The organism is Shewanella sedimentimangrovi (genome assembly GCF_017354965.1).
GTDB lineage: Bacteria > Pseudomonadota > Gammaproteobacteria > Enterobacterales > Shewanellaceae > Shewanella > Shewanella cyperi.
Window position 1 is genome coordinate 1,069,256 of sequence record NZ_CP071502.1, and the last position, 24,986, is coordinate 1,094,241.

The 24,986-nt window shown below is 54.6% G+C and carries 22 protein-coding genes and 4 tRNA genes; 22 read left to right on the forward strand and 4 right to left on the reverse strand.

Features of this window, described 5'->3' with window-relative positions:
- Positions 1 to 26 precede the first annotated feature (26 nt).
- The 4 genes from nagA to tnpA all read left to right on the forward strand — a co-directional run bounded on the left by nagA (position 27) and on the right by tnpA (position 4,583).
- Positions 27 to 1,160, forward strand: coding sequence for an N-acetylglucosamine-6-phosphate deacetylase (nagA, locus tag JYB85_RS04500; protein ID WP_207381234.1), 1,134 nt, complete (start codon positions 27 to 29; stop codon positions 1,158 to 1,160).
- Positions 1,161 to 1,274: 114 nt separating this feature from the next.
- The gene (gene nagX, locus JYB85_RS04505) at positions 1,275 to 2,411 is read left to right on the forward strand and encodes a transmembrane glucosamine N-acetyltransferase NagX (RefSeq protein WP_207381235.1); all 1,137 of its coding nucleotides are present in this window, start codon (positions 1,275 to 1,277) and stop codon (positions 2,409 to 2,411) included.
- A 237-nt stretch (positions 2,412 to 2,648) separates the two neighbouring features.
- Positions 2,649 to 3,971 (forward strand): sugar MFS transporter, encoded by a 1,323-nt coding sequence (locus tag JYB85_RS04510; RefSeq protein ID WP_407695875.1) that lies wholly within the window; start codon positions 2,649 to 2,651, stop codon positions 3,969 to 3,971.
- Positions 3,972 to 4,136: 165 nt separating this feature from the next.
- Entirely contained in the window at positions 4,137 to 4,583 is a 447-nt protein-coding gene (gene tnpA / locus JYB85_RS04515; RefSeq protein WP_207381968.1) for an IS200/IS605 family transposase, read from the forward strand.
- Positions 4,584 to 4,736: 153 nt separating this feature from the next.
- On the opposite strand, the gene JYB85_RS04520 is transcribed toward tnpA, so the two are convergent.
- Both JYB85_RS04520 and JYB85_RS04525 read right to left on the reverse strand, forming a co-directional pair.
- Positions 4,737 to 4,812 (reverse strand) — tRNA-Thr (locus tag JYB85_RS04520).
- A 6-nt stretch (positions 4,813 to 4,818) separates the two neighbouring features.
- Positions 4,819 to 4,894: transfer RNA gene (locus tag JYB85_RS04525), tRNA-Phe, on the reverse strand.
- A 321-nt stretch (positions 4,895 to 5,215) separates the two neighbouring features.
- Here JYB85_RS04525 and JYB85_RS04530 point away from each other — a divergent pair.
- From JYB85_RS04530 to greA, 3 genes are all read left to right on the forward strand, one after another.
- Positions 5,216 to 5,776 (forward strand): cytochrome b, encoded by a 561-nt coding sequence (locus JYB85_RS04530; protein WP_207381236.1) that lies wholly within the window; start codon positions 5,216 to 5,218, stop codon positions 5,774 to 5,776.
- Positions 5,773 to 6,348, forward strand: a complete 576-nt coding sequence (locus JYB85_RS04535; RefSeq protein ID WP_207381237.1) for a YceI family protein — start codon at positions 5,773 to 5,775, stop codon at positions 6,346 to 6,348. The genes JYB85_RS04530 and JYB85_RS04535 overlap by 4 nt, the downstream gene beginning before the upstream one ends.
- 202 nt (positions 6,349 to 6,550) lie before the next feature.
- On the forward strand, positions 6,551 to 7,027 hold the full coding sequence (gene greA, locus JYB85_RS04540) for a transcription elongation factor GreA (RefSeq protein ID WP_207322222.1): 477 nt from the start codon (positions 6,551 to 6,553) through the stop codon (positions 7,025 to 7,027).
- Positions 7,028 to 7,105: 78 nt separating this feature from the next.
- On the opposite strand, the gene yhbY is transcribed toward greA, so the two are convergent.
- Positions 7,106 to 7,408 (reverse strand): ribosome assembly RNA-binding protein YhbY, encoded by a 303-nt coding sequence (gene yhbY, locus JYB85_RS04545; RefSeq protein ID WP_207322223.1) that lies wholly within the window; start codon positions 7,406 to 7,408, stop codon positions 7,106 to 7,108.
- 90 nt (positions 7,409 to 7,498) lie between these two features.
- Between yhbY and rlmE the strand changes: the two genes are divergently transcribed.
- The 14 genes from rlmE to rpsO all read left to right on the forward strand — a co-directional run bounded on the left by rlmE (position 7,499) and on the right by rpsO (position 20,563).
- Positions 7,499 to 8,128, forward strand: coding sequence for a 23S rRNA (uridine(2552)-2'-O)-methyltransferase RlmE (gene rlmE, locus JYB85_RS04550; RefSeq protein ID WP_207322224.1), 630 nt, complete (start codon positions 7,499 to 7,501; stop codon positions 8,126 to 8,128).
- A 45-nt stretch (positions 8,129 to 8,173) separates the two neighbouring features.
- Positions 8,174 to 10,114 (forward strand): ATP-dependent zinc metalloprotease FtsH, encoded by a 1,941-nt coding sequence (gene ftsH / locus JYB85_RS04555; protein ID WP_207381238.1) that lies wholly within the window; start codon positions 8,174 to 8,176, stop codon positions 10,112 to 10,114.
- A gap of 57 nt (positions 10,115 to 10,171) precedes the next feature.
- The gene (folP, locus tag JYB85_RS04560) at positions 10,172 to 11,011 is read left to right on the forward strand and encodes a dihydropteroate synthase (protein ID WP_207381239.1); all 840 of its coding nucleotides are present in this window, start codon (positions 10,172 to 10,174) and stop codon (positions 11,009 to 11,011) included.
- Between the two features lie 67 nt (positions 11,012 to 11,078).
- The gene (glmM, locus tag JYB85_RS04565; RefSeq protein ID WP_207381240.1) at positions 11,079 to 12,416 is read left to right on the forward strand and encodes a phosphoglucosamine mutase; all 1,338 of its coding nucleotides are present in this window, start codon (positions 11,079 to 11,081) and stop codon (positions 12,414 to 12,416) included.
- 168 nt (positions 12,417 to 12,584) lie between these two features.
- Complete coding sequence (gene tpiA, locus JYB85_RS04570; protein WP_207381241.1) at positions 12,585 to 13,367, forward strand: triose-phosphate isomerase; 783 nt, start codon at positions 12,585 to 12,587, stop codon at positions 13,365 to 13,367.
- Position 13,368: 1 nt separating this feature from the next.
- The gene (gene secG / locus JYB85_RS04575; RefSeq protein ID WP_207381242.1) at positions 13,369 to 13,701 is read left to right on the forward strand and encodes a preprotein translocase subunit SecG; all 333 of its coding nucleotides are present in this window, start codon (positions 13,369 to 13,371) and stop codon (positions 13,699 to 13,701) included.
- 12 nt (positions 13,702 to 13,713) lie between these two features.
- A tRNA-Leu gene (locus tag JYB85_RS04580) sits at positions 13,714 to 13,800 on the forward strand.
- 78 nt (positions 13,801 to 13,878) lie between these two features.
- A tRNA-Met gene (locus JYB85_RS04585) sits at positions 13,879 to 13,955 on the forward strand.
- Positions 13,956 to 14,134: 179 nt separating this feature from the next.
- Positions 14,135 to 14,590, forward strand: a complete 456-nt coding sequence (gene rimP, locus JYB85_RS04590; RefSeq protein ID WP_207323094.1) for a ribosome maturation factor RimP — start codon at positions 14,135 to 14,137, stop codon at positions 14,588 to 14,590.
- Positions 14,591 to 14,617: 27 nt separating this feature from the next.
- The gene (gene nusA, locus JYB85_RS04595; RefSeq protein ID WP_207381243.1) at positions 14,618 to 16,117 is read left to right on the forward strand and encodes a transcription termination factor NusA; all 1,500 of its coding nucleotides are present in this window, start codon (positions 14,618 to 14,620) and stop codon (positions 16,115 to 16,117) included.
- 25 nt (positions 16,118 to 16,142) lie between these two features.
- Positions 16,143 to 18,779 (forward strand): translation initiation factor IF-2, encoded by a 2,637-nt coding sequence (infB, locus tag JYB85_RS04600; protein WP_207381244.1) that lies wholly within the window; start codon positions 16,143 to 16,145, stop codon positions 18,777 to 18,779.
- Between the two features lie 52 nt (positions 18,780 to 18,831).
- Positions 18,832 to 19,248, forward strand: a complete 417-nt coding sequence (gene rbfA / locus JYB85_RS04605) for a 30S ribosome-binding factor RbfA (protein WP_207381245.1) — start codon at positions 18,832 to 18,834, stop codon at positions 19,246 to 19,248.
- Complete coding sequence (gene truB, locus JYB85_RS04610; protein ID WP_207381246.1) at positions 19,248 to 20,195, forward strand: tRNA pseudouridine(55) synthase TruB; 948 nt, start codon at positions 19,248 to 19,250, stop codon at positions 20,193 to 20,195. Before rbfA ends, truB begins: the two co-directional genes overlap by 1 nt.
- A 98-nt stretch (positions 20,196 to 20,293) precedes the next feature.
- Positions 20,294 to 20,563, forward strand: coding sequence for a 30S ribosomal protein S15 (gene rpsO, locus JYB85_RS04615; protein ID WP_207381247.1), 270 nt, complete (start codon positions 20,294 to 20,296; stop codon positions 20,561 to 20,563).
- Positions 20,564 to 20,634: 71 nt separating this feature from the next.
- On the opposite strand, the gene JYB85_RS04620 is transcribed toward rpsO, so the two are convergent.
- Complete coding sequence (locus JYB85_RS04620) at positions 20,635 to 22,677, reverse strand: putative bifunctional diguanylate cyclase/phosphodiesterase (RefSeq protein ID WP_207381248.1); 2,043 nt, start codon at positions 22,675 to 22,677, stop codon at positions 20,635 to 20,637.
- 194 nt (positions 22,678 to 22,871) lie between these two features.
- On the opposite strand from JYB85_RS04620, the gene pnp reads away from it, so the two are divergent.
- Positions 22,872 to 24,974 (forward strand): polyribonucleotide nucleotidyltransferase, encoded by a 2,103-nt coding sequence (gene pnp, locus JYB85_RS04625; RefSeq protein WP_207381249.1) that lies wholly within the window; start codon positions 22,872 to 22,874, stop codon positions 24,972 to 24,974.
- Positions 24,975 to 24,986: the final 12 nt, after the last annotated feature.

Below are 24,986 nucleotides of genomic sequence, written 5' to 3' on the forward strand. Positions count from 1 at the left end.
ACTTTGACTCAGCCACGGGAGTGAGCATGAAAACCACCTATATCGCCGAGCGTCTGTTTGACGGCGAGCAGTTTCATCACAATGTGCCGCTGTCGGTGGTCGATGGTCACATAGTGGCTTGGAATACCCTTGCCGGCGGCAGGGAAGTACGTCTCAACGGAACACTGGTGCCCGGGTTTATCGATGTGCAGGTCAATGGCGGCGGCGGTGTACTGTTCAACGACTCGCCGACCCTGGCAGGCATTGCAGCCATAGTGACGGCCCACGCCCGCTTTGGCACCACAGCTATGCTGCCGACCCTTATCACAGACCGGCTGGAAGTGATGGAACGGGCCGCCGATGCCGTGGCCGAGGCCCTGGTCAAAGGGATGCCCGGTGTGTTGGGGATACATTTTGAGGGCCCGCATTTGTCGGTACCGAAAAAAGGCGTGCATCCGCAGCAGCATATCCGCCGCATCGGCGAGCGGGAGTTGGCGTTGCTGTGCCGTGAGGAACTGGGACAAAGGGTGGTTACCCTGGCACCGGAAAACGTGGCGCCTGAAGTTATCCGGGCGCTGGTGGATTCGGGGGCGCGGGTGTGTCTGGGGCATTCCAACGCCGACTATGACACGGTGCAGGCGGCATTGGCGGCAGGCGCCAGCGGCTTCACCCATTTATTCAACGCCATGTCGCCACTGACTTCCCGTGAACCCGGCATGGTGGGGGCGGCTCTGGAAAGCCGCGAGACCTGGTGCGGAATGATTGTCGATGGCCACCATGTGCATCCCGCGGCGGCCCGCATAGCCATTGCCGCCAAGCCGAAGGGAAAAATTATGCTGGTGACCGATGCGATGCCGCCGGTGGGCCAGGAGCAAGCGTCAAGCTTTGAACTTTTCGGCTCCCGTGTGCTGCGTCAGGGCGACAGGCTCAATGCCATGACGGGCGAATTGGCCGGTTGTGTGTTGGATATGGCCGGGGCGGTGCAAAATACGGTTGCCATGCTGGGGGTGGCACAGGCCGAGGCCATCAGGATGGCGACACTCTATCCAGCGGAATTCCTCGGACTGGCTGACAGCATAGGCACTCTCAAGCCGGGGATGCGTGCCGACATGGTGCTGCTCGATGATGCCGGCAAGTGCCTCGGTACCTGGATGGCCGGGGTGCAGGTTTTTGGCCTGTGAACGGATGACCTTATGCGCTTAGGCCCTGGTGGAGCACGCTCCTTCGGGGCCTGTTTTTATTGGATACGCCAGTGACTCACAATCGATGCTCATAATAATGAAAAGGATAAGCAGATGCAGGCAACAGAACCACAGGTGAAAAGGCCGCGGTTGATGTCCCTCGATGCCCTGAGGGGCTTTGACATGTTTTGGATCCTCGGCGGTGAGAAGCTCTTCATGGCGCTGTTTGCCCTGACCGGTTGGTCATTCTGGCAAATGGCCGATACCCAGATGCACCACAGCCAATGGCACGGCTTTACCTTTTATGATTTGATTTTCCCGCTGTTTATTTTCCTCTCCGGGGTAGCGCTGGGGCTGTCGCCCAAGCGGCTCGACACCATGGCCGCAGCCGAGCGCAACCCTGTCTATCGCCATGCGTTTAAACGTTTACTGTTATTGCTGGTCCTGGGCGTGCTTTATAACCATGGTTGGGGCAGTGGCATACCGGCGCATTCCGATGAGGTGCGTTATGCCAGTGTGCTGGGGCGTATCGCCTTAGCCTGGTTTTTTGCGGCCATGCTGGTATGGCACACGGGTCTGAAAACCCAGGTGCTGGTGGCCATTGCGCTTCTAGGGGGCTATGGTGCCATGCATCTCTGGCTGCCCTTTGCCGGTGACGCAGCAGGGCAGTTGACACCGGAGCACAGCATCAATGCCTGGATAGACGGTCAGTTCCTGCCCGGTATTACTTATCAGCACAAAGCCTACGATCCCGAAGGCATACTCTCGACCATACCTGCCATAGTCAATGCCTTGGCCGGTGTCATGACGGGCCGCTTTATCGTCAGCAACGGTTCCCTGGGCGCCTGGGGCAAGCTGGCAACGCTGGCCGGTGCGGGCGGACTTATGCTGGCGTTGGGCTGGGCTCTGGATCCCCTGTTACCGGTAAACAAGGATCTTTGGACATCGTCCTTCGTGCTGGTCACCACGGGCTGGAGTTTATTATTGCTGGCCATATTCTATGGGCTGGTGGATGTACTGGGTGCCAGACGGCTGGCATTTCCCTTTGTGGTGATAGGTGCCAATTCCATCATCATTTACCTGGCATCAAGCCTGATGAATTGGGACTACCTCAGTCAGAGCCTTTTTGGTGGCATGATCAATGCGTTACCTGAACCTGCCCGGTTGCTGGGTGCTGCCATGGGCTTTCTTACTGTGCAATGGGTGTTGCTGCTGTGGATGTATCGCAAGGGCATTTTCATCCGTATTTAAGCGCCGGGAATTAAGCTGGCGCGTTCAGCATGGTTGCACAAATGAAATGACAGCGTTGTCTTTTTGGTGCGCGTGCTTTAACATCAGTGAAACATGGCGTCAGCGCCCGTTGGAAATTGGCCCCAAAGCCACCACGGGTTGGCATGACCCGGGATTGGCAGGAGTGGGTGGTACCCTTGATGGATGGTTCGGCTTTTCGCTGAGCTCAATAATAAACAACACATAAGAAGCAGGCATATGAACATGACAATTGCGAGCGAGGCTCAGGTTGCGCGAAAGAGCAGCCTATTGCCGATGACCATCATCGGGGTACTCTTTTTTATCTTCGGGTTTGTAACCTGGCTGAACGGTTCACTGATCCCCTTTTTGAAGGTGATTTGTGAACTCAACGAGTTTCAGGCGCTGTTTGTCACCTTTGCCTTCTATATCGCCTATACGGTGATGGCTCTGCCCATGTCTTCGATATTGCGTCGCACCGGCTACCGGAACGGTATGGCGGTGGGGCTGGGGATCATGGTGGTTGGCAGCCTGAGCTTTATTCCCGCCGCTTACAGTGCCAATTTCCTGTTGTTTTTGGGGGCGCTGTTTATCCTGGGCACGGGCCTGACCATACTGCAAACCGCGTCCAATCCCTACGTGGTCCATATTGGTCCCAAAGAGAGTGCCGCCATGCGGATTTCCATCATGGGGATCATCAACAAGGGGGCGGGGGTTATAGTGCCCATCATGTTTACCGCGCTGGTGTTGTCGGGACTGGAAAACTTTGATGCCGCCCATCTTGCTGCTTTAAATGAGGTTGAGCGTGCGGCGCAAATCAGCGAACTGTCCGCTCGTTTGGTGATGCCCTATGTTTATATGGCCATAGCTCTGGTTATCCTGATCGGTTTGGTGAAGTTCTCCGGTCTGCCGGAAATCAAATTTGAAGAGAGTGCATCTGCCGATGGCGAGAAGGGCAGCATCATGCAGTTTCCGCAGGTGATACTGGGGGCGCTCGCGCTGTTTGCCTATGTGGGTATCGAGGTGATTGCCGGAGACACCATTGGTCTCTATGGTCAGTCCATTGGGGTCAGCAACTTTGCCTCTCTGACCTCCTATACCATGGTGTTTATGGTGCTTGGCTACAGTTTGGGGGTGATCTGTATTCCCCGTTTTATCAGTCAGGAAAAAGCCCTGACCCTGTCGGCCATTGCCGGCAGCCTGTGTGTGCTCGGCGCCGTGTTTGCCTCCACAGATGATACCAGTGTTGCGGCCTTGCTGTGGGGCTGGGCGGGGATCCCCTTGATCCCCAACTCTGTGGTGTTTGTCGCCATGATGGGCTTGGCCCACGCTTTGGTGTGGCCTTCTATCTGGCCTTTGGCCCTGAGTGGTCTGGGCAAATTTACCGCCCAGGGCTCGGCTCTGCTTATCATGGGGATTTCGGGTGGCGCCATTCTGCCCTTGCTGTTTGGTAAACTGGGCCATCTGGCCGGCGCCACCCAATTCGGCTATTGGATAGGTTTACCCTGCTATCTGTTCATACTGTTTTATGCCCTCAAGGGGCACAAGATGCGCCATTGGTAGCCAAAGCTGCATAAAAGATCAGGGAAGCCTCGGCTTCCCTTTTTTATTGTCACCCTAAAACCACCTCCTATGGAGGTGGTGATCGTTCTGGTGGGGCTTTGCCCGGAGAATGCCCATGCTAAATACTCCCTCGGTTTGTTACCAGCAAATCAAGGAGTAAGTAGCATGAGTAGATATGAATCCGCGTCTCACGTATTCTATCGTTGTCAGTATCACCTCGTTTGGACACCCAAGTACAGGTACAAAATCCTGAAAGGTAATCTCGGCAGAGAGCTTTATCGAAGTATCTATGTTTACTGCAACATGAAGAAATGCAGATTCGTGGAACTAAATGTTCAGGAAGATCATGTCCATCTAGTAGTCAGAACCCCACCCAGTCTAAGCGTGTCGGATTTAATGGGTTTTGTTAAAGGGAGAACCGCGATCAGGATGTTTGCCAAATTTCCTTATTTAAGAAAGCACAAGCTCTGGGGGAATCACTTCTGGCAACGGGGTTATTTTGTGGACTCAGTAGGAGCAAACGAAGACATAATCCGTAGATATGTACGGCACCAGGAAAAGACAGCCAAAGAAGAAGAGAAACGGCAAATAGCGTTAGGGTTGGAAGGTTAGTTTTTAAGCCCCCTTTTAAGGGGCTGTGTCAAAGCCACCTGCTATGCAGGTGGATTTTTACGGAGGCAATGTTGTGAACCCAATTCGTGGGGCAGTTTTGTGGGGAAAAGGCAGAAAACAAAAAAGCCACTCATTGAGTGGCTTTGCTGTTTATGGTGCCGGCACCAAGAGTCGAACTCGGGACCTACTGATTACAAGTCAGTTGCTCTACCAACTGAGCTATGCCGGCGAATAGTGGTGCCCGAACCCGGAATCGAACCAGGGACACGCGGATTTTCAATCCGCTGCTCTACCAACTGAGCTATTCGGGCAACTAAACTGAGCGTTAGTCATCTACGCCAGACCGGGTTATTGACCCCGTCTCGTCTGGAGTGCGCGTATAATATAGTGGCCATTTTTATCCTGCAAGCCATTTTTCGGAATTGAGGTTCGGATGCTCAGTTCTTGCTCAGACCGGTGTTTGTTGCTGTATTTCCACCCAAAAAGCCAACTTTCCCAATCCGCAATCAAGGCTGGACCTTTCATAAAAATCGAACGTTTTCAGCCAAATTTAGCGATTTTAGTTTTCATTGATTCCTTTATTATCCGATCAGAAGACAAATCGAAGGCAGAAGACAAATCGAAGGATATGTATGTGGCATAACAATGACCAAAGTTATGGCTGGATTGCCATAGGCCTGCACTGGCTGTCGGCGGGTCTGGTTCTGGGGCTGTTTGCCCTGGGACTGTGGATGGTGGATCTCAACTATTACAGCAACTGGTACAAAACCGCGCCCCATTGGCACAAGAGTCTGGGGTTGGCATTGTTGCTGCTGACCTTGCTGCGCTTGTTATGGCGTTGGCTGCAAACCAAGCCGGCACCGCTTGCTGCTCACTCCGCGCTGGAGGCGCGTATCGGACGACTGGTTCACGGTGTCATTTACTTGCTGATGCTGCTGATTATGTGCTCCGGTTACCTTATTTCCACCGCCGATGGCCGCGGTATTGCTGTTTTTAACCTGTTTGAACTGCCGGCCTTGCCGTGGCAAATACCGAACCAGGAGGACAGGGCCGGTGAGCTGCACGCGCTGGCGGCCTGGAGTCTGATGGCCATGGTGGGTTTGCACCTGCTCGGTGCCCTCAAACACCAATTTATTGACCGGGATTTAACCCTTAAACGCATATTGACCCCCATCAAGGAGAATTACAGATGAACAAGTCCCTTTTCGGCGCATTGCTGGCTTCAAGCATGGTGATGACGGCCGCCCAGGCCGCCGATTACAGCATAGATACCCACGGCGCCCATGCTTCGATTCAATTCAAGGTCAGCCATCTAGGCTACAGTTTTGTGGTGGGGCGTTTTAACAGCTTCAGCGGTGACTTCAGCTATGATGCGTCTGCGCCGCAGGCCTCCAAGGTAGCGGTAAAGATAGACACCAACAGCCTGGACTCCAACCATGCTGAACGTGACAAGCACCTGCGCAGCAGTGATTTCCTCAATACCGGCAAGTTCCCCGAGGCGAGTTTTGTTTCCACCGGTGTTGAATCCCGGGCCGATGGCACTCTCGCTATCACGGGACAATTCACCCTCAATGGTGTGACCAAGCCCTTGATGATCGCCGCCAACGTGGTGGGTGAAGGTCAGGATCCCTGGGGTGGCTATCGTGCCGGTTTTGTTGGCCATACCGAGTTTGCTCTCAAGGATTACGGTATCAGCTATGATCTGGGCCCGGCCTCTTCCAAAGTCCAGTTGGAGCTGGTGGTCGAAGGGGTACGCAAGCAGTAGCAAGGGGCCGATAAAGCTGGCAAAAGCCCTTGGTCTTGGTTAAGCTGTCGCCATTCATTCCATGGTTGCCCCCGGCTGAAGCCGGCCCCTCCCGACAAGGGTTAAAACGGGGAACGGGGCGACCATTTCCAGATAAGTCACGCCAGTGACGGCCTTGAGCCGGCACAGGCGTGCTTTTGTTTGACAGGAGACCACAGACCCTATGAATAAGGTGCCGATGACAGTGATAGGCGCAGAGCAACTGCGCAAAGAGCTGGATATATTGAAGTTTGATCGCCGTCCCAAGATCACCGAAGCCATTGCCGCGGCACGGGAGCTGGGCGATCTGAAAGAAAACGCTGAATATCATGCCGCCCGTGAAGAGCAGGGCATTTGCGAGGCCCGCATCCGTGATATCGAAGGCAAACTGTCCAATGCCCAGATCATTGATGTGACCAAGATGACCAACACAGGTCGGGTGATCTTTGGTGCTACTGTGACCATTCTCAATCTGGATACAGATCTGGAAGTCACCTACCGCATAGTGGGTGATGATGAGGCCAACATCAAAGAAAACCTGATTTCGGTTAACTCACCCATCGCCCGTGGTCTGATTGGCAAGCAATTGGGTGACGAGGTAGCCATTACCACCCCGGCCGGCGTGACCGATTACGAGCTGGTGGCGGTGGAATACCTGTAACAGGGCTCCTGACAACGCAGTCAACAAAAAGGCCACCCTGAGGTGGCCTTTTTGTTGACTGACTATTGGACTGCCGGCTTATTTCTTCGCCTTTGGCAGGGCAATCTTCATGTCTTCTGACTGGCGGAAAAGCACCAGCACGTGACCTATAAGCTGGACTTTGGTCGCCTGGGTTTCACGGACGATGGCGTCAACGATAGCTGCTTTCAGCTCTCTGTCTTCAGAGGCGACTTTCACTTTGATCAATTCATGATGAGCGAGTGCATTATCAATTTCAGCCAGTACCCCTTCAGTCAGGCCATTGGCACCAAGCAGCACGACAGGCTTAAGGCTGTGCGCCAAGCCCTTTAAATACTGTTTCTGTTTGGTTGTTAAGTTCATTTCTACCAACTTTTGCTGAGTTACTGTTGAAAAGTCGCTATTCTACCCTCATATAGCCCTTGTGTAACTCTCATTTGTCGCGGATTTTGCATGTCAGGAAAGAAACGAACCGCCAGCTCCACCCGGTGGATGCAGGAACACTTTGATGATCACTATGTCAAACTGGCACAAAAACGCGGCTTACGCTCGCGTGCAGCCTTCAAGCTCGAAGAGCTGCAGCAAAAGGATCAATTGATTAAACCGGGTATGACGGTGGTCGACCTGGGGGCTGCCCCCGGTGGCTGGTCCCAGGTGGCCGTGAAACTGGTGGGGGATAAGGGCAAGGTCGTTGCCTGTGATATTCTGCCCATGGATCCCATAGTCGGCGTAGACTTCCTGCAGGGGGACTTTCGGGAAGAGAAGGTGCTAAACGCGTTGCTTGAGCGGGTTGGCGAGGATAAAGTGGATATAGTGCTGTCCGATATGGCGCCCAATATGAGCGGCTCGGACGGTGTAGATCAACCGCGAGCCATGTATCTGGTGGAATTGGCGCTGGATATGTGTCATCAAGTGTTGGCGCCCAACGGCAGCTTTGCCGTCAAAGTTTTTCAGGGGGAGGGCTTTGACGAGTATATGAAGGCGGTTAAAGAGGCGTTCAGGGTCGTCAAGACCCGCAAACCAGACTCATCCAGGGCCCGTTCCCGGGAAGTCTATCTGGTAGCGACAGGGTATAAGTTATAGTACCCTTGCGCATAACATCGCAAGACTGTAAAGAGGTCTAGTACATTGAGTGATATGGCAAAAAATTTAATACTCTGGGTGGTCATCGCCGTGGTGCTGATGTCCGTGTTTCAGGGTTATTCCCCCTCTTCTTCGTCGTCGCTGAAGATGGATTATTCAACTTTCCTCGATGATGTCCGTGGCGGCCAGGTGGCCCAGGTGGAGATCAAGAGCGACATGCGCACCATTAATGGTACCAAGCGCACAGGTGAAAAGTTCACCACCATTATGCCCATCTACGATCAGGACCTGATTAATGACCTGGATCGCCGCGGCATCACTTTCTCCGGTCAGGAAGCGGAAGAGTCAGGTTTCCTGACCCAGATCTTTATCTCCTGGTTCCCCATGCTGTTGCTTATCGGGGTGTGGATCTTCTTCATGCGCCAGATGCAGGGCGGTGGCGGCAAGGGCGCCATGTCCTTTGGCAAGAGCAAGGCCAAGCTGATGAGCGAAGATCAGATAAAGACCACCTTCGCCGATGTGGCCGGCTGTGACGAGGCCAAGGAAGAAGTGAAGGAAATGGTGGATTATCTGAAAGATCCCAGCAAGTTCCAGAAGCTGGGCGGACGTATCCCCACAGGTGTACTTATGGTCGGTCCTCCGGGTACAGGTAAAACCCTGCTGGCCAAGGCCATTGCCGGTGAGGCCAAGGTGCCGTTCTTTACCATTTCCGGTTCCGATTTCGTGGAAATGTTTGTCGGTGTCGGTGCCTCCCGGGTACGTGACATGTTCGAGCAGGCCAAGAAGTCTGCCCCCTGCATTATCTTCATCGATGAAATCGATGCCGTGGGCCGTCAGCGTGGCGCCGGTCTCGGTGGTGGTCATGATGAGCGTGAGCAGACCCTGAACCAGATGCTGGTGGAAATGGACGGCTTCGAAGGCAACGAGGGCATCATAGTTATTGCGGCTACCAACAGACCCGATGTTCTCGATGCGGCCCTGCTGCGTCCCGGTCGTTTCGACCGTCAGGTAGTCGTCGGCTTGCCCGATGTCCGTGGCCGTGAGCAGATCCTCAAGGTACATATGCGCAAGGTACCCCTGGCCGAAGACGTCAAGGCCAGCGTGATTGCCCGTGGTACCCCGGGGTTCTCCGGTGCCGATCTGGCCAACCTGGTGAACGAGGCAGCCCTGTTTGCTGCCCGCGGCAACCGCCGTGTGGTCACCATGGAAGAGTTCGAACGCGCCAAGGACAAGATCATGATGGGCGCCGAGCGCCGCTCCATGGTGATGTCCGAAGCCGAGAAAGAAATGACCGCCTATCACGAGGCCGGTCACGCCATTGTGGGTTATCTGGTCCCTGAGCACGACCCAGTGCACAAGGTCACCATCATTCCCCGTGGCCGCGCCCTGGGTGTGACCTTCTTTCTGCCGGAAGCCGATGCCATCAGCCAGAGCCGTCGCAAGTTGGAGAGCCAGATTTCCGTGGCCTACGGTGGTCGTTTGGCCGAGGAACTGATCTACGGCAGCGAGCGGGTGTCTACCGGTGCGTCCCAGGATATCAAGTATGCCACCTCCATCGCCCGCAACATGGTGACCCAGTGGGGCTTCTCCGAAAAGCTTGGCCCGCTGCTGTATGCCGATGAAGAGGGCGAGGTGTTCCTCGGTCGCTCCATGGCCAAGGCCAAGCATATGTCCGATGAAACCGCGACCATCATAGATACCGAGGTTAAGGTCATCATCGACCGTAACTACGATCGTGCCCGTCAGTTGTTGACCGACAATATGGACATACTTCACGCCATGAAAGATGCGCTGATGAAGTACGAAACCATTGATTCGCTGCAAATTGAAGATTTGATGGAACGCCGCGAAGTCCGTATGCCGGCAGATTGGCAGAAGGATGATCACAACGGCAATGGCGACAAGGGACAGCAGTCCAAGGCCGAGGCCAAGCCAGAGCCAGAGGCCGGCGACTTGTCCGAGCCCAATGAGTCCAGCGTTAAATAATCGCTGGAAATAAAAGAAAACCCCGTTAGCGGGGTTTTCTTGTTTGCAGGAGTTCTAATGTATCAGTTGCGTGCGGCCGGTCTGACCTTAACCCTCGACCGGCCAAGGGTCATGGGCATAGTCAATGTCACCCCGGACTCTTTCTCCGACGGTGGAGAATTTGCCGCCTTTGATGCCGCCTGTCGCCATGTGGATCTGTTGGTGGCTCAGGAGGCCGACATTATCGATATAGGTGGCGAATCCACCCGTCCCGGTGCCGCCGAGGTTTCGGTGGCAGAAGAGCTTCGCCGGGTAATTCCCCTGGTGGAATATGCTGCCCGTTATCCCGGGTTGTGGATCTCTGTGGATACCAGTAAGCCCGAGGTAATGCGTGCAGCGGCCAAGGCCGGTGCCCATTTGCTCAACGATGTGCGTGCCCTGACCGAGCCCGGCGCCCTGGAGGCCGCCGCCGAGTTGGGTTTGCCTGTATGTCTGATGCACATGCAGGGCAGCCCCAAGACAATGCAGGACAGCCCCCACTACCAGTCGCTGCTGGATGAGGTCTATTCCTACCTGCAGGGGAGGGTTGAGGCCTGTGTGCAGGCTGGTATTTCCAGAGAGAATATCGTTCTCGATCCCGGCTTCGGTTTTGGCAAAACCCTCGCCCACAACTATGAGCTGCTGGCCAGATTCGATGCTTTCAGCTCGCTGGGATTGCCGCTGCTGGCCGGCTTGTCGCGCAAGAGCATGTTGGGCAACCTGCTGGGGCGGGAGCCCAAAGAAAGGCTTGCCGGCAGTTTGGCAGGGGCTATGATAGCGGCTCAAAGAGGGGCGCACATTATCCGGGTCCACGATGTGGCCGAGACTGTCGATGTACTCAAGGTATTGGGTGCGTGTGAAAATTTCCAATCGCTGTGAGCTGTTTGCAACTGCATGGCGAATAACCTATTGGGCCCTCTGGCCGTAAGATTGATGGGGTTAAAGAGTGACAGAACGTAAATTTTTCGGAACCGATGGTATTCGTGGCAAGGTGGGGACGGGGCAAATGACCCCCGAGTTGGCCCTGAAGTTAGGCTGGGCCGCCGGCCGGGTGCTGGCAAGAACCGGTACCAAGAAGGTGATTATCGGCAAGGACACCCGGATTTCCGGCTACATGTTCGAATCAGCACTGGAAGCGGGCCTGTCGGCCGCCGGACTTAATGTGATGCTGATGGGGCCAATGCCAACCCCTGCGGTGGCTTATCTTACCCGCACCTTCAGGGCCGAGGCCGGTATTGTTATCAGTGCCTCCCATAACCCCTATTACGACAACGGCATCAAGTTCTTCTCCACCGATGGCAGCAAGCTGGACGATGCCATTGAACTGGAAATTGAGGCCGAGTTGGACAAACCGCTGGAATGTGTCGAGTCTCAACATTTGGGCAAAGTGTCGCGCATCGAAGATGCCAGGGGTCGTTACATTGAATATTGCAAGGGGAACTTTCCGGCGGATCAGACCCTGGCGGGGCTGAAAATCGTGGTTGATTGCGCCCACGGTGCCACCTACCACATTGCACCCGCGGTATTCCGCGAGCTGGGCGCCGAGGTTATTGCCATAGGCGACAAGCCAAATGGTACCAATATCAACGACAAGTGTGGCGCCACTTCCATGGGGCAGATCTGCGAGACTGTTGTGCGCGAACAGGCGGATCTCGGTATTGCCCTGGACGGTGATGGTGACCGCATCATGATGGTTAACCGCCACGGAGAGGTGATTGACGGCGACCAGATCCTTTATATCCTTGCCCGCGATGCCAAAATGCGCGGTGTGCTCAAGGGCGGCGTTGTTGGTACCCAGATGGCCAATCTGGGGTTGGAACTCGCACTCAAGGCGGAAGGTATTCCCTTTGCCCGCTCCAAAGTGGGCGACCGTTATGTAATGGAAATGCTCAAAGAGCTTAACTGGCGTATTGGTGGCGAAAACTCCGGCCATATTCTCAACCTGGATCACGGTACCACGGGTGATGGCATAGTGGCCGGTATCCTGGTGCTGGCTGCCATGCGTCGTCATCAACTCAGCCTCGAGCAATTGACTGCCGGCATGAAGATGTTTCCGCAAATCCTGGTGAATGTGCGTTTCGAAGGGCAAAGCAATCCGTTGGAATCAAGTCTGGTGAAAGAGGCGGTAAGTGCGGTGGAAGCCGAGCTGGGCGAACGTGGTCGGGTATTGCTGCGCAAGTCCGGTACAGAGCCCCTTATCAGGGTCATGGTGGAAGGCGAGGATGACGCCCAGGTGAGCAGCTTGGCACACCGGATTGCCGATGCGGTAAAGGCTGCCGTTTAGCAGCTTTACGCTTAATATTTAGCAGCTTAGGCTGTTAAATATGCGAATTCAGGTTGGTGAGCGTAAAAAAGCAGCACTCCAACCTGTTTTCGTAAATTTTCCGGATTTGGGTCTTGTAACTTAATAAGTGGTTCGCTATTATTCACGCCGCTTTCAGAGGAGATGGTGATGGCACTCAGACGTCCAATGGTAGCTGGCAACTGGAAAATGAACGGCAGTGCGCAGTTAGCACAAGAGTTGTTCAAAAAGTTCGCCGTAAAGCTCCAAAATGATTCTGCGGAAGTGGTCCTGTGTCCACCTACGATTTACCTGGAAAGCGTCAGGCAACTGCTTGAAGCCAACAAGGAAGCCCTGAGTGGCAGTCTTGTGAGGATGGGAGCCCAAAATCTGAGTCAACATGACTTTGGGGCTTATACCGGTGAAATATCCGGGCAGATGCTGAAAGATTCCGGATGCCGATATGTGATTATCGGACATTCAGAGCGGCGCAGAATGTATGGTGAAACCAGTGATATAGTCGCTGAGAAATTCGCCGCCGCTCAGAAGCACGGTTTGACCCCGATACTTTGTGTGGGTGAATCCGGTCCAGCCAGGCAAGCGCGACGCACCTTCGAGGTGATAGCAGAAGAGCTGGATGTGGTGATCGAGAAAAACGGCACCATGGCTTTTGATAATGCCATTATCGCCTACGAGCCGCTTTGGGCTGTGGGGACAGGTAAAAGCGCTACACCAGAGCAGGCCCAAGAAGTACATGCGTTTATACGCAAGCGGCTCTCTGAGGTATCTCCCTTTATCGGTGAGAACATCAGGATCCTCTACGGTGGCAGTGTGACACCGAGCAATGCGGCAGATCTGTTTGCCCAGCCGGATGTTGATGGTGGACTGATTGGCGGAGCCAGCTTAAACTCCAGTGAGTTTTTGAGTCTGTGTTCCATAGCAATGAGCGCATAATATGTACGAAGTATTGATTGTAATTTACTTGCTGGTAGCTCTGGGTCTGATTGGCCTGGTACTGATACAGCAAGGTAAGGGAGCTGACATGGGTGCCTCTTTCGGCGCCGGTGCGTCAGGCACACTGTTCGGATCCCGTGGTTCAGGTAATTTCTTAACCCGTTCCACAGCCATCCTGGCAATTGCGTTTTTCACTCTGAGCCTGATTATCGGCAACCTGAGTGCAAACCATGCCAAGCAGGATGATCAATGGAAAGATATAGGTGCTGCTGAGCAGGTCGTCGAAGAGGCGCCACAGCAAACCGAAAAATCAGAGAACAAGGTTCCTGATTAATAAGCAAGATTAGCCGAGGTGGTGAAATTGGTAGACGCGCAGCCTTGAGGTGGCTGTGTCCTAACGGACGTGCGGGTTCAAGTCCCGCTCTCGGCACCAATTATGTGATTAGGTAAGAGTCAGCTCAGCCTAGTCATTGCAAGTAACGACGAGAGTAAATATACTTGCAGCAGTTGACGCGGGGTGGAGCAGCATGGTAGCTCGTCGGGCTCATAACCCGAAGGTCGTCGGTTCAAATCCGGCCCCCGCAACCAGCTCCCAGTTGGAAGTTTGACTTGCAAATTGGCAACAAATTTCCATACTGTTTACAGGTTTTTATGATGAATACCTCGTGAATACGGGGTTTTTTGTTATATGAACTTCTGAATTCGTCACGGGGTTTGTGACACTGTACTGGGGCTTTATGCCCTTTTTTGTTTTTTTGGGGGTCAAATTGGCAACGTTGGAATCCAAACTGGCAGAGATGCTGACAGCGCCCGTGGAGGCGCTTGGTTACCAGCTGTGGGGTATTGAGTACATCCAGGCGGGTAAACATTCCACGCTCAGGGTCTATATCGACAGCGAAAACGGCGTCAACATCGAAGATTGTGCCAACGCCAGCCGTCAGATCAGCGCAGTGCTCGACGTTGAGGACCCCATTTCCCACGAATACACCCTGGAAGTCTCTTCTCCCGGGGTAGACCGTCCCCTGTTCAACGCAGCCCAGTATGGCGCCTACGTTGGGGAAGAGGTCAAGGTTCAACTGACTATGCCGGTGGCGGGTAGTCGTAATTTGAAAGGTGTCATCACCAAGGTCGAAGGGCAGATGCTGAGCTTGACTGTGGATGGCAAAGAATTGGTTGTTGCCCTGGACAATATCCGCAAGGGCAATGTGATAGCTAAGTTTTGATGGTTTCAAGGTGAACGAGGCAAGACGATGAATAAAGAGATTCTGCTGGTCGCTGAGGCGGTTTCAAACGAAAAGGCCGTTCCGCGTGAAAAGATTTTTGAGGCGCTGGAAATCGCCTTGGCCACAGCAACCAAGAAAAAATACGAAGGTGATATCGACGTTCGCGTTGCCATTGACCGTAAGACCGGTGAGTACGAGACCTTCCGTCGCTGGTTGGTGGTAGACGACCAGGGCCAGGCGCTGGAAAACCCGTTCCGCGAAATTACCCTGGAAGCCGCACGCTACGAAAATCCTGAGATCCAGGTGGGTGATTTCATCGAAGATGAAATTGAATCGGTCGTATTCGACCGCATCACCACTCAAACAGCCAAGCAAGTGATAGTGCAAAAGGTACGTGAAGCCGAGCGCGCTCAGGTTGTTGAACAGTTCTTCGATAAAGAAGGCGAGCTGATTACCGGTGTGGTGAAAAAGACTACCCGTGACAGCGTCGTGGTTGACCTTGGCAACAACGCCGATGGCGTGCTGTTCAAGGAAGATCTGATCAGCCGTGAATCTTTCCGTCCAGGGGATCGCGTGCGTTCACTGCTGTATGCCGTGCGTCCCGAGGCCCGCGGTGCCCAGCTGTTCCTGACCCGCACCAAGCCTGAGATGCTGATCGAACTGTTCCGCGTTGAAGTACCTGAGATTGCTGACGAAATGATCCAGGTAATGGGTGCTGCCCGCGATCCTGGCAGCCGTGCCAAGATTGCCGTGAAGTCCAATGACCGTCGCATCGATCCTATCGGCGCCTGTGTTGGTATGCGTGGTGCACGCGTTCAGGCCGTGTCCAACGAACTCGGTGGCGAGCGTGTTGACATAGTACTGTGGGACGACAATCCGGCCCAGTTCGTGATTAACGCCATGGCGCCAGCCGATGTGGCGTCCATTATCGTGGACGAAGACAACCACTCCATGGATATCGCCGTTGAGGCCGACTCCTTGGCCCAGGCCATTGGCCGTAACGGTCAAAACGTGCGTCTGGCCACCCAGTTGACCGGTTGGGTGCTGAACGTGATGACAGTGGAAGACATGAACAAGAAGCACCAGGCCGAGAGCGCCAAGGTGGTCAGTCTGTTCATGGGTGCCCTGGATGTGGATGAAGAATTTGCCCAGGTGCTGGCGGATGAAGGCTTTACCTCGCTTGAGGAAATTGCCTATGTGCCTGTATCTGAGCTGTTGTCCATCGATGGCTTCGATGAAGACATAGTAGAAGCACTGCGTGAGCGCGCCAAAGCCGCCATTTCTACCCGTGCCCTGGCATCGGAAGAAGCGCTCGACGGTGCAGAGCCCAGTGAAGAATTGCTGGCCCTGGAAGGTATGGAGCGCCATCTGGCATTCGTACTTGCCAGCAAGGGCGTGGTAACACTGGAAGATTTGGCCGAACAAGGCATTGATGATTTGATCGAAATAGAAGAATTGACAGAAGAGAAAGCTGGTGCGCTGATCATGGCTGCCCGCAACATCTGTTGGTTTGGCGAAGATGCATAAGTCGATCAACAGGGGGAGGTAACCTATGACAGAAACAACAGTAGAGAAACTGGCCACGGAAGTGGGCAAGACGGTTGAAAGACTTATCGAACAGTTCTCTCAGGCAGGAATTAAGAAAGGCAAGAGCGACAGCGTCACCGAAGCCGAAAAACAGCAGTTGCTGGATTTCCTGAAAAAGCAGCATGGTGGCGATGCCATGCCAACCAAGATGACGCTGCAGCGCAAGACAGTGTCTACCCTGAGCGTTGCCGGTAGCGGCGGCCAGTCCAAGGACATCAAGGTGGAAGTGCGCAAGAAACGCACCTTCGTCAAGCGCGATGTGAGTGAAGCCACGCTTAAGGCCGAGGAAGAAGCCAAAGCTGCCGCCGAGGCCGAAGCCAAGGCAGCTGCCGAAGCCAAGGCCAAAGCCGAGGCTGAAGCCAAAGCCAAGGCGGAAGCCGAAGCCAAGGCAAAAGCCAAGGCCAAAGCCGAAGCTGAAGCCAAGGCCAAGGCTGCCGCTGTGCCCAAGACGCCTGAGTCAGAAGCTGCCCGTGCCGAGGCCGAGCGCCTGAAGGCCCAGCAGGAAGAAACTGCCAAGCGCAAGGCCGCCGAAGAGGAAGCCAAGGCGACCGAGAAGGCCCGTAAGCTGGCGGAAGAAAATGAAAAGCGTTGGGCCGAGGAAGAGCGTCGTCGCGCCGAAGCCGAACGTATCAGCGATCACCACCTGACCACGTCCCAAGTGGCCCGTGCTGCCGAAGACAGCTCGGATCTGGACGAAGAGAAGCGTGGCCGTCGTAACCGTAACAAGACTGCGACCAAGTCCAAGCGTGGCGGCAAAGATGCCCGCGAAGGCCGTGAGAAGCACATCAAGTACCGCAGCACTGCGCCCGAGTCCATGGCCCACGGCTTTAACAAGCCGGTTGCCGCCGTGAACCGTGACGTGCGCATCGGTGAAACCGTGACCGTGGCCGAACTGGCCCAGAAGATGGCGGTCAAGGCTACCGAAATCATCAAGCAAATGATGAAGATGGGCTCCATGGTTACCATCAACCAGGTACTGGATCAGGAAACTGCCCAGCTGGTTGCCGAGGAAATGGGTCACAAGGTAGTGCTGCTGCGCGAAAACGAGCTGGAGCATCAGGTTCTGGCCGATCGTGACGAAGACGAGAAGAAAGAATCCCGTGCGCCGGTTGTGACCATCATGGGTCACGTTGACCACGGTAAGACCTCGCTGCTCGATTACATCCGTCGCGCCAAGGTAGCAGCCGGTGAAGCCGGTGGTATTACCCAGCACATCGGTGCTTACCATGTGGAAACCGACAATGGCATGATCACCTTCCTGGATACTCCAGGTCACGCGGCCTTTACCGCCATGCGTGCCCGTGGTGCCAAGGCAACTGACATTGTGGTCCTGGTAGTGGCAGCCGACGACGGCGTAATGCCACAGACGGTGGAAGCTATCCAGCACGCCAAGGCCGGTAACGTGCCACTTATTGTGGCCGTGAACAAGATGGATAAGCCCGAGGCGGATATAGATCGCGTCAAGAGCGAGCTGTCGCAGCACGGCGTGATGTCTGAGGACTGGGGCGGAGAGAACATGTTCGCCTATGTGTCTGCCAAGGCGGGTACCGGCGTCGATGAACTGCTGGAAGCCATTCTGCTGCAGGCCGAAGTTCTGGAACTCAAAGCTGTTCGCGACGGTATGGCCGCCGGTGTGGTGATTGAATCCAAACTGGACAAGGGCCGTGGTCCTGTGGCTACAGTACTGGTTCAGGAAGGTACTCTGCGTACCGGTGACATAGTGCTCTGTGGTCTGGAATACGGCAAGATCCGCGCCATGAAGGACGAGAACGGCAAGAACATTACCGAAGCCGGTCCATCCATTCCGGTTGAAATCCTCGGTCTGTCAGGCGTGCCTGCCGCCGGTGATGAAGCAACAGTGGTACGTGATGAGCGTAAGGCCCGCGAAGTGGCACTTTACCGTCAAGGCAAGTTCCGCGACGTCAAGCTGGCGCGTCAGCAGAAGTCCAAGCTGGAAAACATGTTTGCCAACATGACCGAAGGCGAAGTGAAAGAACTGAACGTAGTACTCAAGGCCGACGTACAGGGTTCTCTGGAAGCCATCTCCGACTCGCTGCGCAAGCTGTCCACCGACGAAGTGAAGGTGAACATCATAGCGTCCGGCGTGGGTGCTTTGACCGAGACCGATGCGACCCTGGCTGCGGCCTCCAACGCCATTATGGTGGGCTTCAACGTTCGTGCCGATGCCCAGGCCCGCAAGACCATCGAGAACGAGAGTGTGGATCTGCGCTACTACAGCGTGATCTACGATCTGATCGACGAGGTCAAGGCCGCCATGAGCGGTATGCTGTCGCCCGAGTTCAAGCAGCAGATCATTGGTCTGGCCGAAGTGCGCGATGTGTTCAAGTCGCCTAAACTGGGTGCTATCGCCGGCTGTATGGTTATCGAAGGCATAGTGAAGCGCAGCGCGCCAATCCGTGTATTGCGTGAAAACGTGGTTATCTATGAAGGTGAGCTGGAATCCCTGCGCCGCTTCAAGGATGACGTCAACGAAGTCCGCAATGGCATGGAGTGTGGTATCGGGGTGAAGAACTACAACGATGTTCGCGTAGGCGACCAGATCGAAGTGTTCGAAACCATCGAAGTCGCACGGACACTGTAACAACCATAAAGGGCGGCTTTGGCCGCCCTTGTTGATTTTATGGCATTAAATTATGGCAAAAGAATTTAGTCGTACCCGCCGCATAGGCCAGCAGTTGCAGCAGGAGCTGGCGGCCGTATTGCAGCGGGAAATGAAAGATCCCCGCATCGGCATGGTGACTGTCAATGACGTCGACGTGTCCCGGGATCTGAGCTTCGCCAAGGTGTTTGTTACCTTTTTCGAAGAAGATCCCAAGCTTATCGAGCAAAAGCTGGCGGCCCTGGTGGCAGCCGCGCCCTACATCCGCACCCTGGTGGCCGGCCGGATGAAGCTCCGGGTCATGCCCGAACTGAGGTTCGTGTACGACAGCTCGCTGATTGAGGGCATGCGCATGTCCAATCTGGTCAGCAAGGTGATCCGCGATGATGAGGCCAAGAAAACCCAGGCCGGTCGCAGCGATGAAACCCCAGAGCAGGAAGAAGATAACTGATGGCCCGTCGTTCCAAGGGCCGGGCGATTGACGGCATAGTGCTGCTGGATAAGCCCACGGGCATGAGTTCCAACTTTGCCCTGCAAAGGGTCAAGCGCCTGTACAACGCGTCCAAAGCGGGCCATACGGGGGCTCTGGACCCGCTGGCAACCGGCATGCTGCCTGTGTGTTTGGGCGAAGCCACCAAGTTTTCTTCACATCTGCTTGATGCCGACAAGCGTTATCTGGTGACCGCCAAGCTCGGCGAGCGCACCGATACCAGCGACTCGGATGGTGAAGTGGTCAGTACCCGAGCTGTGAATGTCACCCGCGAGCAACTGGATGCGGCCCTGGACACCTTCCGCGGTGACAGCATGCAGGTGCCGTCGATGTTCTCGGCCCTGAAATACCAGGGGCAGCCACTGTACAAGTACGCACGCGAAGGCAAGGAAGTGCCCCGAGAGGCCCGGCCCATCACGGTATTTGAACTCAATTTCATCAGTTGGGAAGGTGATGAGCTGACGTTGGACATTCACTGCTCCAAGGGCACTTATATCCGAACCATAGTCGATGATCTGGGTGAGAAGCTCGGCTGTGGTGCCCATGTGATCATGTTGCGCCGAACCCAGGTGGCCAAATATCCCTACGACAGGATGGTTACCCTGGAACAGCTGGAAGCCCTGGTTGCAGGGGCGAACGAGCGAGGTGATACGCCAGAATCCGTGCTCGACCCGCTGCTGCTGCCCATGGATACTGCGGTGGCGGATTTACCGCTGATTAATTTACCGGAAAGCGTCGGTGTCTATCTGCTCAATGGTAATCCGGTGCAAGCGCCGGGACTTAAGCCCGACCAGTTGGTACGCATCAGCCTGGGTGAAGAGCAGCGATTTGTTGGCATCGGCACGATGGACAACAAGGGCTTGCTGGCACCCAAACGCCTGGTGGTATTCAGCAAGGATGGGGATTAAAGCGGTTGCTATGGCCTGTAATTAGGGCTAAAATACCGCTCCACTTTGGCTGAGTTAGTGATCGGCTGAAGACATTCATAGAAATTTTGGAGATATTCATGTCACTAAGTACTGAAGCAAAAGCAAAAATCCTGGCTGAGTTTGGCCGTGGTGAAAACGACACTGGTTCAACTGAAGTTCAGGTAGCTCTGCTGACTGCTCAGATCAACCACCTGCAAGATCACTTCAAACAGCACGTTCACGATCACCACTCACGTCGTGGTCTGCTGCGTATGGTTAGCTCTCGTCGTAAGCTGCTGGCCTACCTGCAACGTACTGAAAACGCCCGTTACGTTGCGCTGATCCAGAAGCTGGGTCTGCGTCGCTAATCCCGAGCGGATAAATAAAAAAGGAGGCCTTGGCCTCCTTTTTTATTACCCGATTGCCGGGATTTAATTGGTTATCCGCCTATTTCACAAATGCTGGCATTGTTACTGGCAATGTACTTTTGCTCAAACTCTTCCAACGGCAAGGGCTGGCTGAAATAAAAGCCCTGACCAATACCGCATTGGTGGTTCCTGAGCCACTCCAGTTGCTGCTCGTTCTCAATACCTTCGGCGACTATCTTGAGATCCAACTGTTTGCCCAGCATCAGGATGGTTGATGCTATGGCACTGTCCTCCGGCAAATCCGACACAAAGCAACGGTCAATCTTCATGGTGGTGATGGGCAGGTGCCGCAGGTAGGACAGGGATGAATAGCCGGTGCCGAAATCATCCACAGCAATCCCGAAACCGGCACTCTTGAGCTGATCCAGCTTCATAATAGCCAATTCGATATCGTTCATCAGCGAGGTTTCGGTGATTTCAATTTCCAGCAATTCCGGCGAGATCTGATGCCGCAGAGCCAATTGCTTGATGTCGGGCACCAGGCTGGCATCGCTGAACTGCTGTGAGGCCACGTTCACCGCAATGGGCACGGCAAAGTTGTATTGTTTCTGCCAGTGCTTCAGCACCTTGCAGCTTTGCTCTATCACCCAGCGTCCAATAGGGACTATGATGCCGGTCTCTTCCGCCACCGGAATAAAGGACATGGGGCTGATAAGGCGACCATCCTTTTGCCAGCGGATCAGGGCCTCGCAGCCCACCAGGGCGCCGGTGGCCAAATCCAGCTTGGGCTGGAAGTGCAGCAGGAATTCATCATTTTTCAACGCATCGTGTAGAGATGCCTCGGTGCGCAGCCTCACTGCGGCGCGCTCGGTCATCTGTTGCTTGAAGAAGGCCCACTGGTTGGAACCCGAGGCCTTGGCGCTGTACATGGCGATATCGGCGTGGCGGATAAGATCCTCGGCACTGTGGCCATCTTCCGGATACAGGGATATACCCACTGAGGCCGCCGGGTGTATTGCATGTTCGTTCAACTGTATGGGGTTATTGAGCTGCACCAGCAACTTGTCAACGAAATCGGCGGCCTGATCTGCGGTCTGAATTTCGTCTGCCAGGATCACGAACTCATCGCCCCCTAAACGCGCAACTGTCCCCTTGTCGCCGACCACCCGTTCCAGCAGGCGGGCGATACGGGCCAGGAACTGATCCCCCAGGGCATGACCGAGAGAATCGTTGACGTTTTTAAACCTGTCCAAATCGATGAACAGCAGGGCAAAGTGGCGCTTGTGGACCCTGGCCCTTTGTATGGTTACGGCAATGGTTTCCAACAGCAGGGTGCGATTCGGCAGGCCGGTGAGCGGATCCCGGGTGGCCATCTTGCGCAGTTTGCTTTGGGTTTGGCCGAATTGGATCAGAATTTGGTTGAATTTGGAGGCCACCAGACCCAGCTCATCATCCTTGTGGGATTCAGTCAGTGGCAGCAGGTTCTCGTCCGGTGATTCAGGTTCAATCTTGTCAATGGCCTCGGCAATGCGGGCTATGGGTTGGGTCAGGAAACGGTGAAACACCACCGACAGGGCCAAAGTCAGCAGCAGGGCCCGGGCCAGGGTGGCAACAAAGCCTAATTTCAGCTGTGAGAACAGGCTGTTGGTCAGTTCTTGGGTGTCGTAAAAAATGGTCAGGGTGCCGATCAGCTGTTGCTGACGGGTGCCTTCGAAATAAAAGGGGCGGTACAGGGGGCGGGAAATTTCCCGCAAGTCGCCAAACAGACGATTACCCAGATCAATAAAGGCGCCTTTGCCTACGCTCTTGTCGTTGCTGACCGAAACAAACAGCGAGCCATCGTCGAGTTCGATGACGGCTGAGCCTACGTGCTCAACCTTGAGCACCCCTTCAAGGGTTTGGCGAGCCAGGTTATCGTCCAGGGCCCAGACGGCGTTGGTGGAGGGTTGTTCAACCGAGTCCAGCAGTTCGTGTTGGGTAGTGATGAGCGATTGGCGGGTGCTTAACCCTACGAGTGCAATTTCTACCAGAAAAACAGCTACGGCAAAAAACAGCGCGGTAAATACAACAAGGTTGGTTTGTTTCCAGGTCAGCGATTTAAACCGGGTCGTCATTTATTAGTATCCTTGCCAATGCGTTTTAACCATAGGCGGCACATCCCTATTTCCAAGTCCTTAAAATCGACATCTTTGTCCCACTCTAGTGAAAAGAAGCTGATTTGTCATCATGATCTGCTCTTTATCTATTGATTGCAGTTGCAGTATACTTACGCGCGTAATTCAAGGTCATTAATTAAGGAATGGGTCACGTGAATCCTATCGTAAAAAGTTTTGAGTATGGTCAGCACACAGTCACTCTGGAAACAGGTGTAATCGCTCGTCAAGCCGATGGTGCCGTTATGGCCAGCATGGGCGACACTACAGTTCTGGTGACTGTTGTGGGCAAAAAGGAAGCCGATCCAGGCCGTGACTTCTTTCCTCTGACCGTAAACTATCAGGAAAAGACCTACGCAGCCGGTAAAATCCCCGGTGGATTCTTCAAGCGTGAAGGTCGTCCTTCTGAAGACGAAACTCTGATTGCCCGTCTTATCGACCGTCCTATCCGTCCTCTGTTCCCTGATGACTTTACCAACGAAGTACAGGTCATTATCACAGTGGTATCGGTAGATCCTCAGATTGAGCCGGACATCGTATCCATGATCGGTACCTCTGCTGCACTGGCTATCTCTGGTATTCCATTCAACGGTCCTCTGGGCGCTGCCCGTGTGGGTTATGTGAATGGCGAATACGTGCTGAACCCAGGTGCCGCTGAACTGGCAGGCAGTGAGCTGGATCTGGTGGTTGCCGGTACCCAGGGTGCCGTACTGATGGTGGAATCCGAAGCCAAATCACTGCCTGAAGAAGTAATGCTGGGCGCCGTGGTTTACGGTCACGACCAGCAGCAGGTTGTTATCAATGCCATTAAAGAGTTTGCCGCTGAAGCCGGTAAGCCACGTTGGGATTGGACTGCCCCTGTTAAAAACGAAACTCTGGTTGCCCAAATCAAAGAGCTGGCCGAAGAAGGTCTGACCGCTGCTTACCAGATCATGGCCAAGCAAGAGCGTTACGAAGCCGTTGGTGAAGTGAAGAAAGCCACCATCGCCAAGCTGCAGGAAGTCAATCCTGACGTAAACGTACGTGAAGCCGCCGATCTGCTGGGTAGCCTCGAGAAGAACGTGGTTCGCAGCCGCATTATCGCTGGCATGCCACGTATCGATGGCCGTGAGCCAGACATGATCCGTGCCCTGTCTGTGATGGCCGGCGTTCTGCCACGTACCCACGGCTCTGCACTGTTCACCCGCGGTGAAACTCAGGCGCTGGTGACCTGTACCCTGGGTACCGAGCGTGATGCGCAGAAGATCGACTCCATCATGGGCGAGCGCACCAACCGCTTCATGCTGCACTACAACTTCCCTCCTTACTCTGTGGGTGAAACCGGTATGGTTGGCTCGCCAAAGCGCCGCGAAATCGGTCACGGCAAGCTGGCATGGCGCGGTATCAACGCGGTAATGCCTTCTGCTGAAGAGTTCCCATACTCTGTACGTGTGGTATCTGAAATCACCGAGTCCAACGGTTCTTCTTCCATGGCCTCTGTGTGTGGTACCTCTCTGGCCCTGATGGATGCCGGTGTACCTATCAAGACCTCTGTGGCCGGTATCGCCATGGGGCTGGTGAAGGAAGGCGATAACTTCGTGGTTCTGTCAGACATCCTGGGTGACGAAGACCACCTGGGCGACATGGACTTCAAAGTAGCCGGTACCCGTGATGGTGTGACTGCACTGCAGATGGACATCAAGATCGAAGGTATCACCAAAGAAATCATGGAAATCGCTCTGCAGCAGGCCTACGGCGCTCGTGTTCACATCCTGAACGTGATGGACCAGGCCATCGGCAGCGCCCGTCCGGATATCTCTGACCACGCGCCACGTATCACCACCATCAAGATCAACCCAGAGAAGATCCGTGAAGTGATTGGTAAGGGCGGTGCGGTTATCCGTGCCCTGACCGAAGAAACCGGCACTACCATTGAGCTGGAAGACGACGGTACAGTGAAGATTGCCTCCAACAATGCCGACGCAACCCGTGAAGCTATCCGCCGCATCGAAGAGATCACCTCCGAAGTGGAAGTGGGTCGCATGTACACAGGTAAGGTTATCCGCATCGTTGACTTCGGTGCCTTCGTGAACATTCTGCCCGGCAAAGACGGCCTGGTACACATCTCACAAATCAGTGATGAGCGTGTAGCCAACGTGTCAGACCATCTGGAACTGAACCAGGAAGTGACCGTGAAGGTTATGGAAGTGGATCGCCAAGGTCGTGTACGTCTGTCCATCAAGGAAGCCAAGGAAAAAGCAGCGCCAGCCGCTGAGTAATTCCGGCAACAG

Bases quoted from the DNA above. Each gene is read 5' to 3' on its own strand.
- tpiA (WP_207381241.1), top strand. From the start codon at position 12,585: ATGGCACTCAGACGTCCAATGGTAGCTGGCAACTGGAAAATGAACGGC.
- nagA (WP_207381234.1), top strand. From the start codon at position 27: ATGAAAACCACCTATATCGCCGAGCGTCTGTTTGACGGCGAGCAGTTT.
- nusA (WP_207381243.1), top strand. From the start codon at position 14,618: ATGAATAAAGAGATTCTGCTGGTCGCTGAGGCGGTTTCAAACGAAAAG.
- secG (WP_207381242.1), top strand. From the start codon at position 13,369: ATGTACGAAGTATTGATTGTAATTTACTTGCTGGTAGCTCTGGGTCTG.
- JYB85_RS04510 (WP_407695875.1), top strand. From the start codon at position 2,649: ATGAACATGACAATTGCGAGCGAGGCTCAGGTTGCGCGAAAGAGCAGC.
- greA (WP_207322222.1), top strand. From the start codon at position 6,551: ATGAATAAGGTGCCGATGACAGTGATAGGCGCAGAGCAACTGCGCAAA.
- yhbY (WP_207322223.1), bottom strand. From the start codon at position 7,408: ATGAACTTAACAACCAAACAGAAACAGTATTTAAAGGGCTTGGCGCAC.
- rlmE (WP_207322224.1), top strand. From the start codon at position 7,499: ATGTCAGGAAAGAAACGAACCGCCAGCTCCACCCGGTGGATGCAGGAA.
- nagX (WP_207381235.1), top strand. From the start codon at position 1,275: ATGCAGGCAACAGAACCACAGGTGAAAAGGCCGCGGTTGATGTCCCTC.
- JYB85_RS04530 (WP_207381236.1), top strand. From the start codon at position 5,216: ATGTGGCATAACAATGACCAAAGTTATGGCTGGATTGCCATAGGCCTG.
- JYB85_RS04620 (WP_207381248.1), bottom strand. From the start codon at position 22,677: ATGACGACCCGGTTTAAATCGCTGACCTGGAAACAAACCAACCTTGTT.
- rpsO (WP_207381247.1), top strand. From the start codon at position 20,294: ATGTCACTAAGTACTGAAGCAAAAGCAAAAATCCTGGCTGAGTTTGGC.
- tnpA (WP_207381968.1), top strand. From the start codon at position 4,137: ATGAGTAGATATGAATCCGCGTCTCACGTATTCTATCGTTGTCAGTAT.
- folP (WP_207381239.1), top strand. From the start codon at position 10,172: ATGTATCAGTTGCGTGCGGCCGGTCTGACCTTAACCCTCGACCGGCCA.
- infB (WP_207381244.1), top strand. From the start codon at position 16,143: ATGACAGAAACAACAGTAGAGAAACTGGCCACGGAAGTGGGCAAGACG.
- JYB85_RS04535 (WP_207381237.1), top strand. From the start codon at position 5,773: ATGAACAAGTCCCTTTTCGGCGCATTGCTGGCTTCAAGCATGGTGATG.
- truB (WP_207381246.1), top strand. From the start codon at position 19,248: ATGGCCCGTCGTTCCAAGGGCCGGGCGATTGACGGCATAGTGCTGCTG.
- rbfA (WP_207381245.1), top strand. From the start codon at position 18,832: ATGGCAAAAGAATTTAGTCGTACCCGCCGCATAGGCCAGCAGTTGCAG.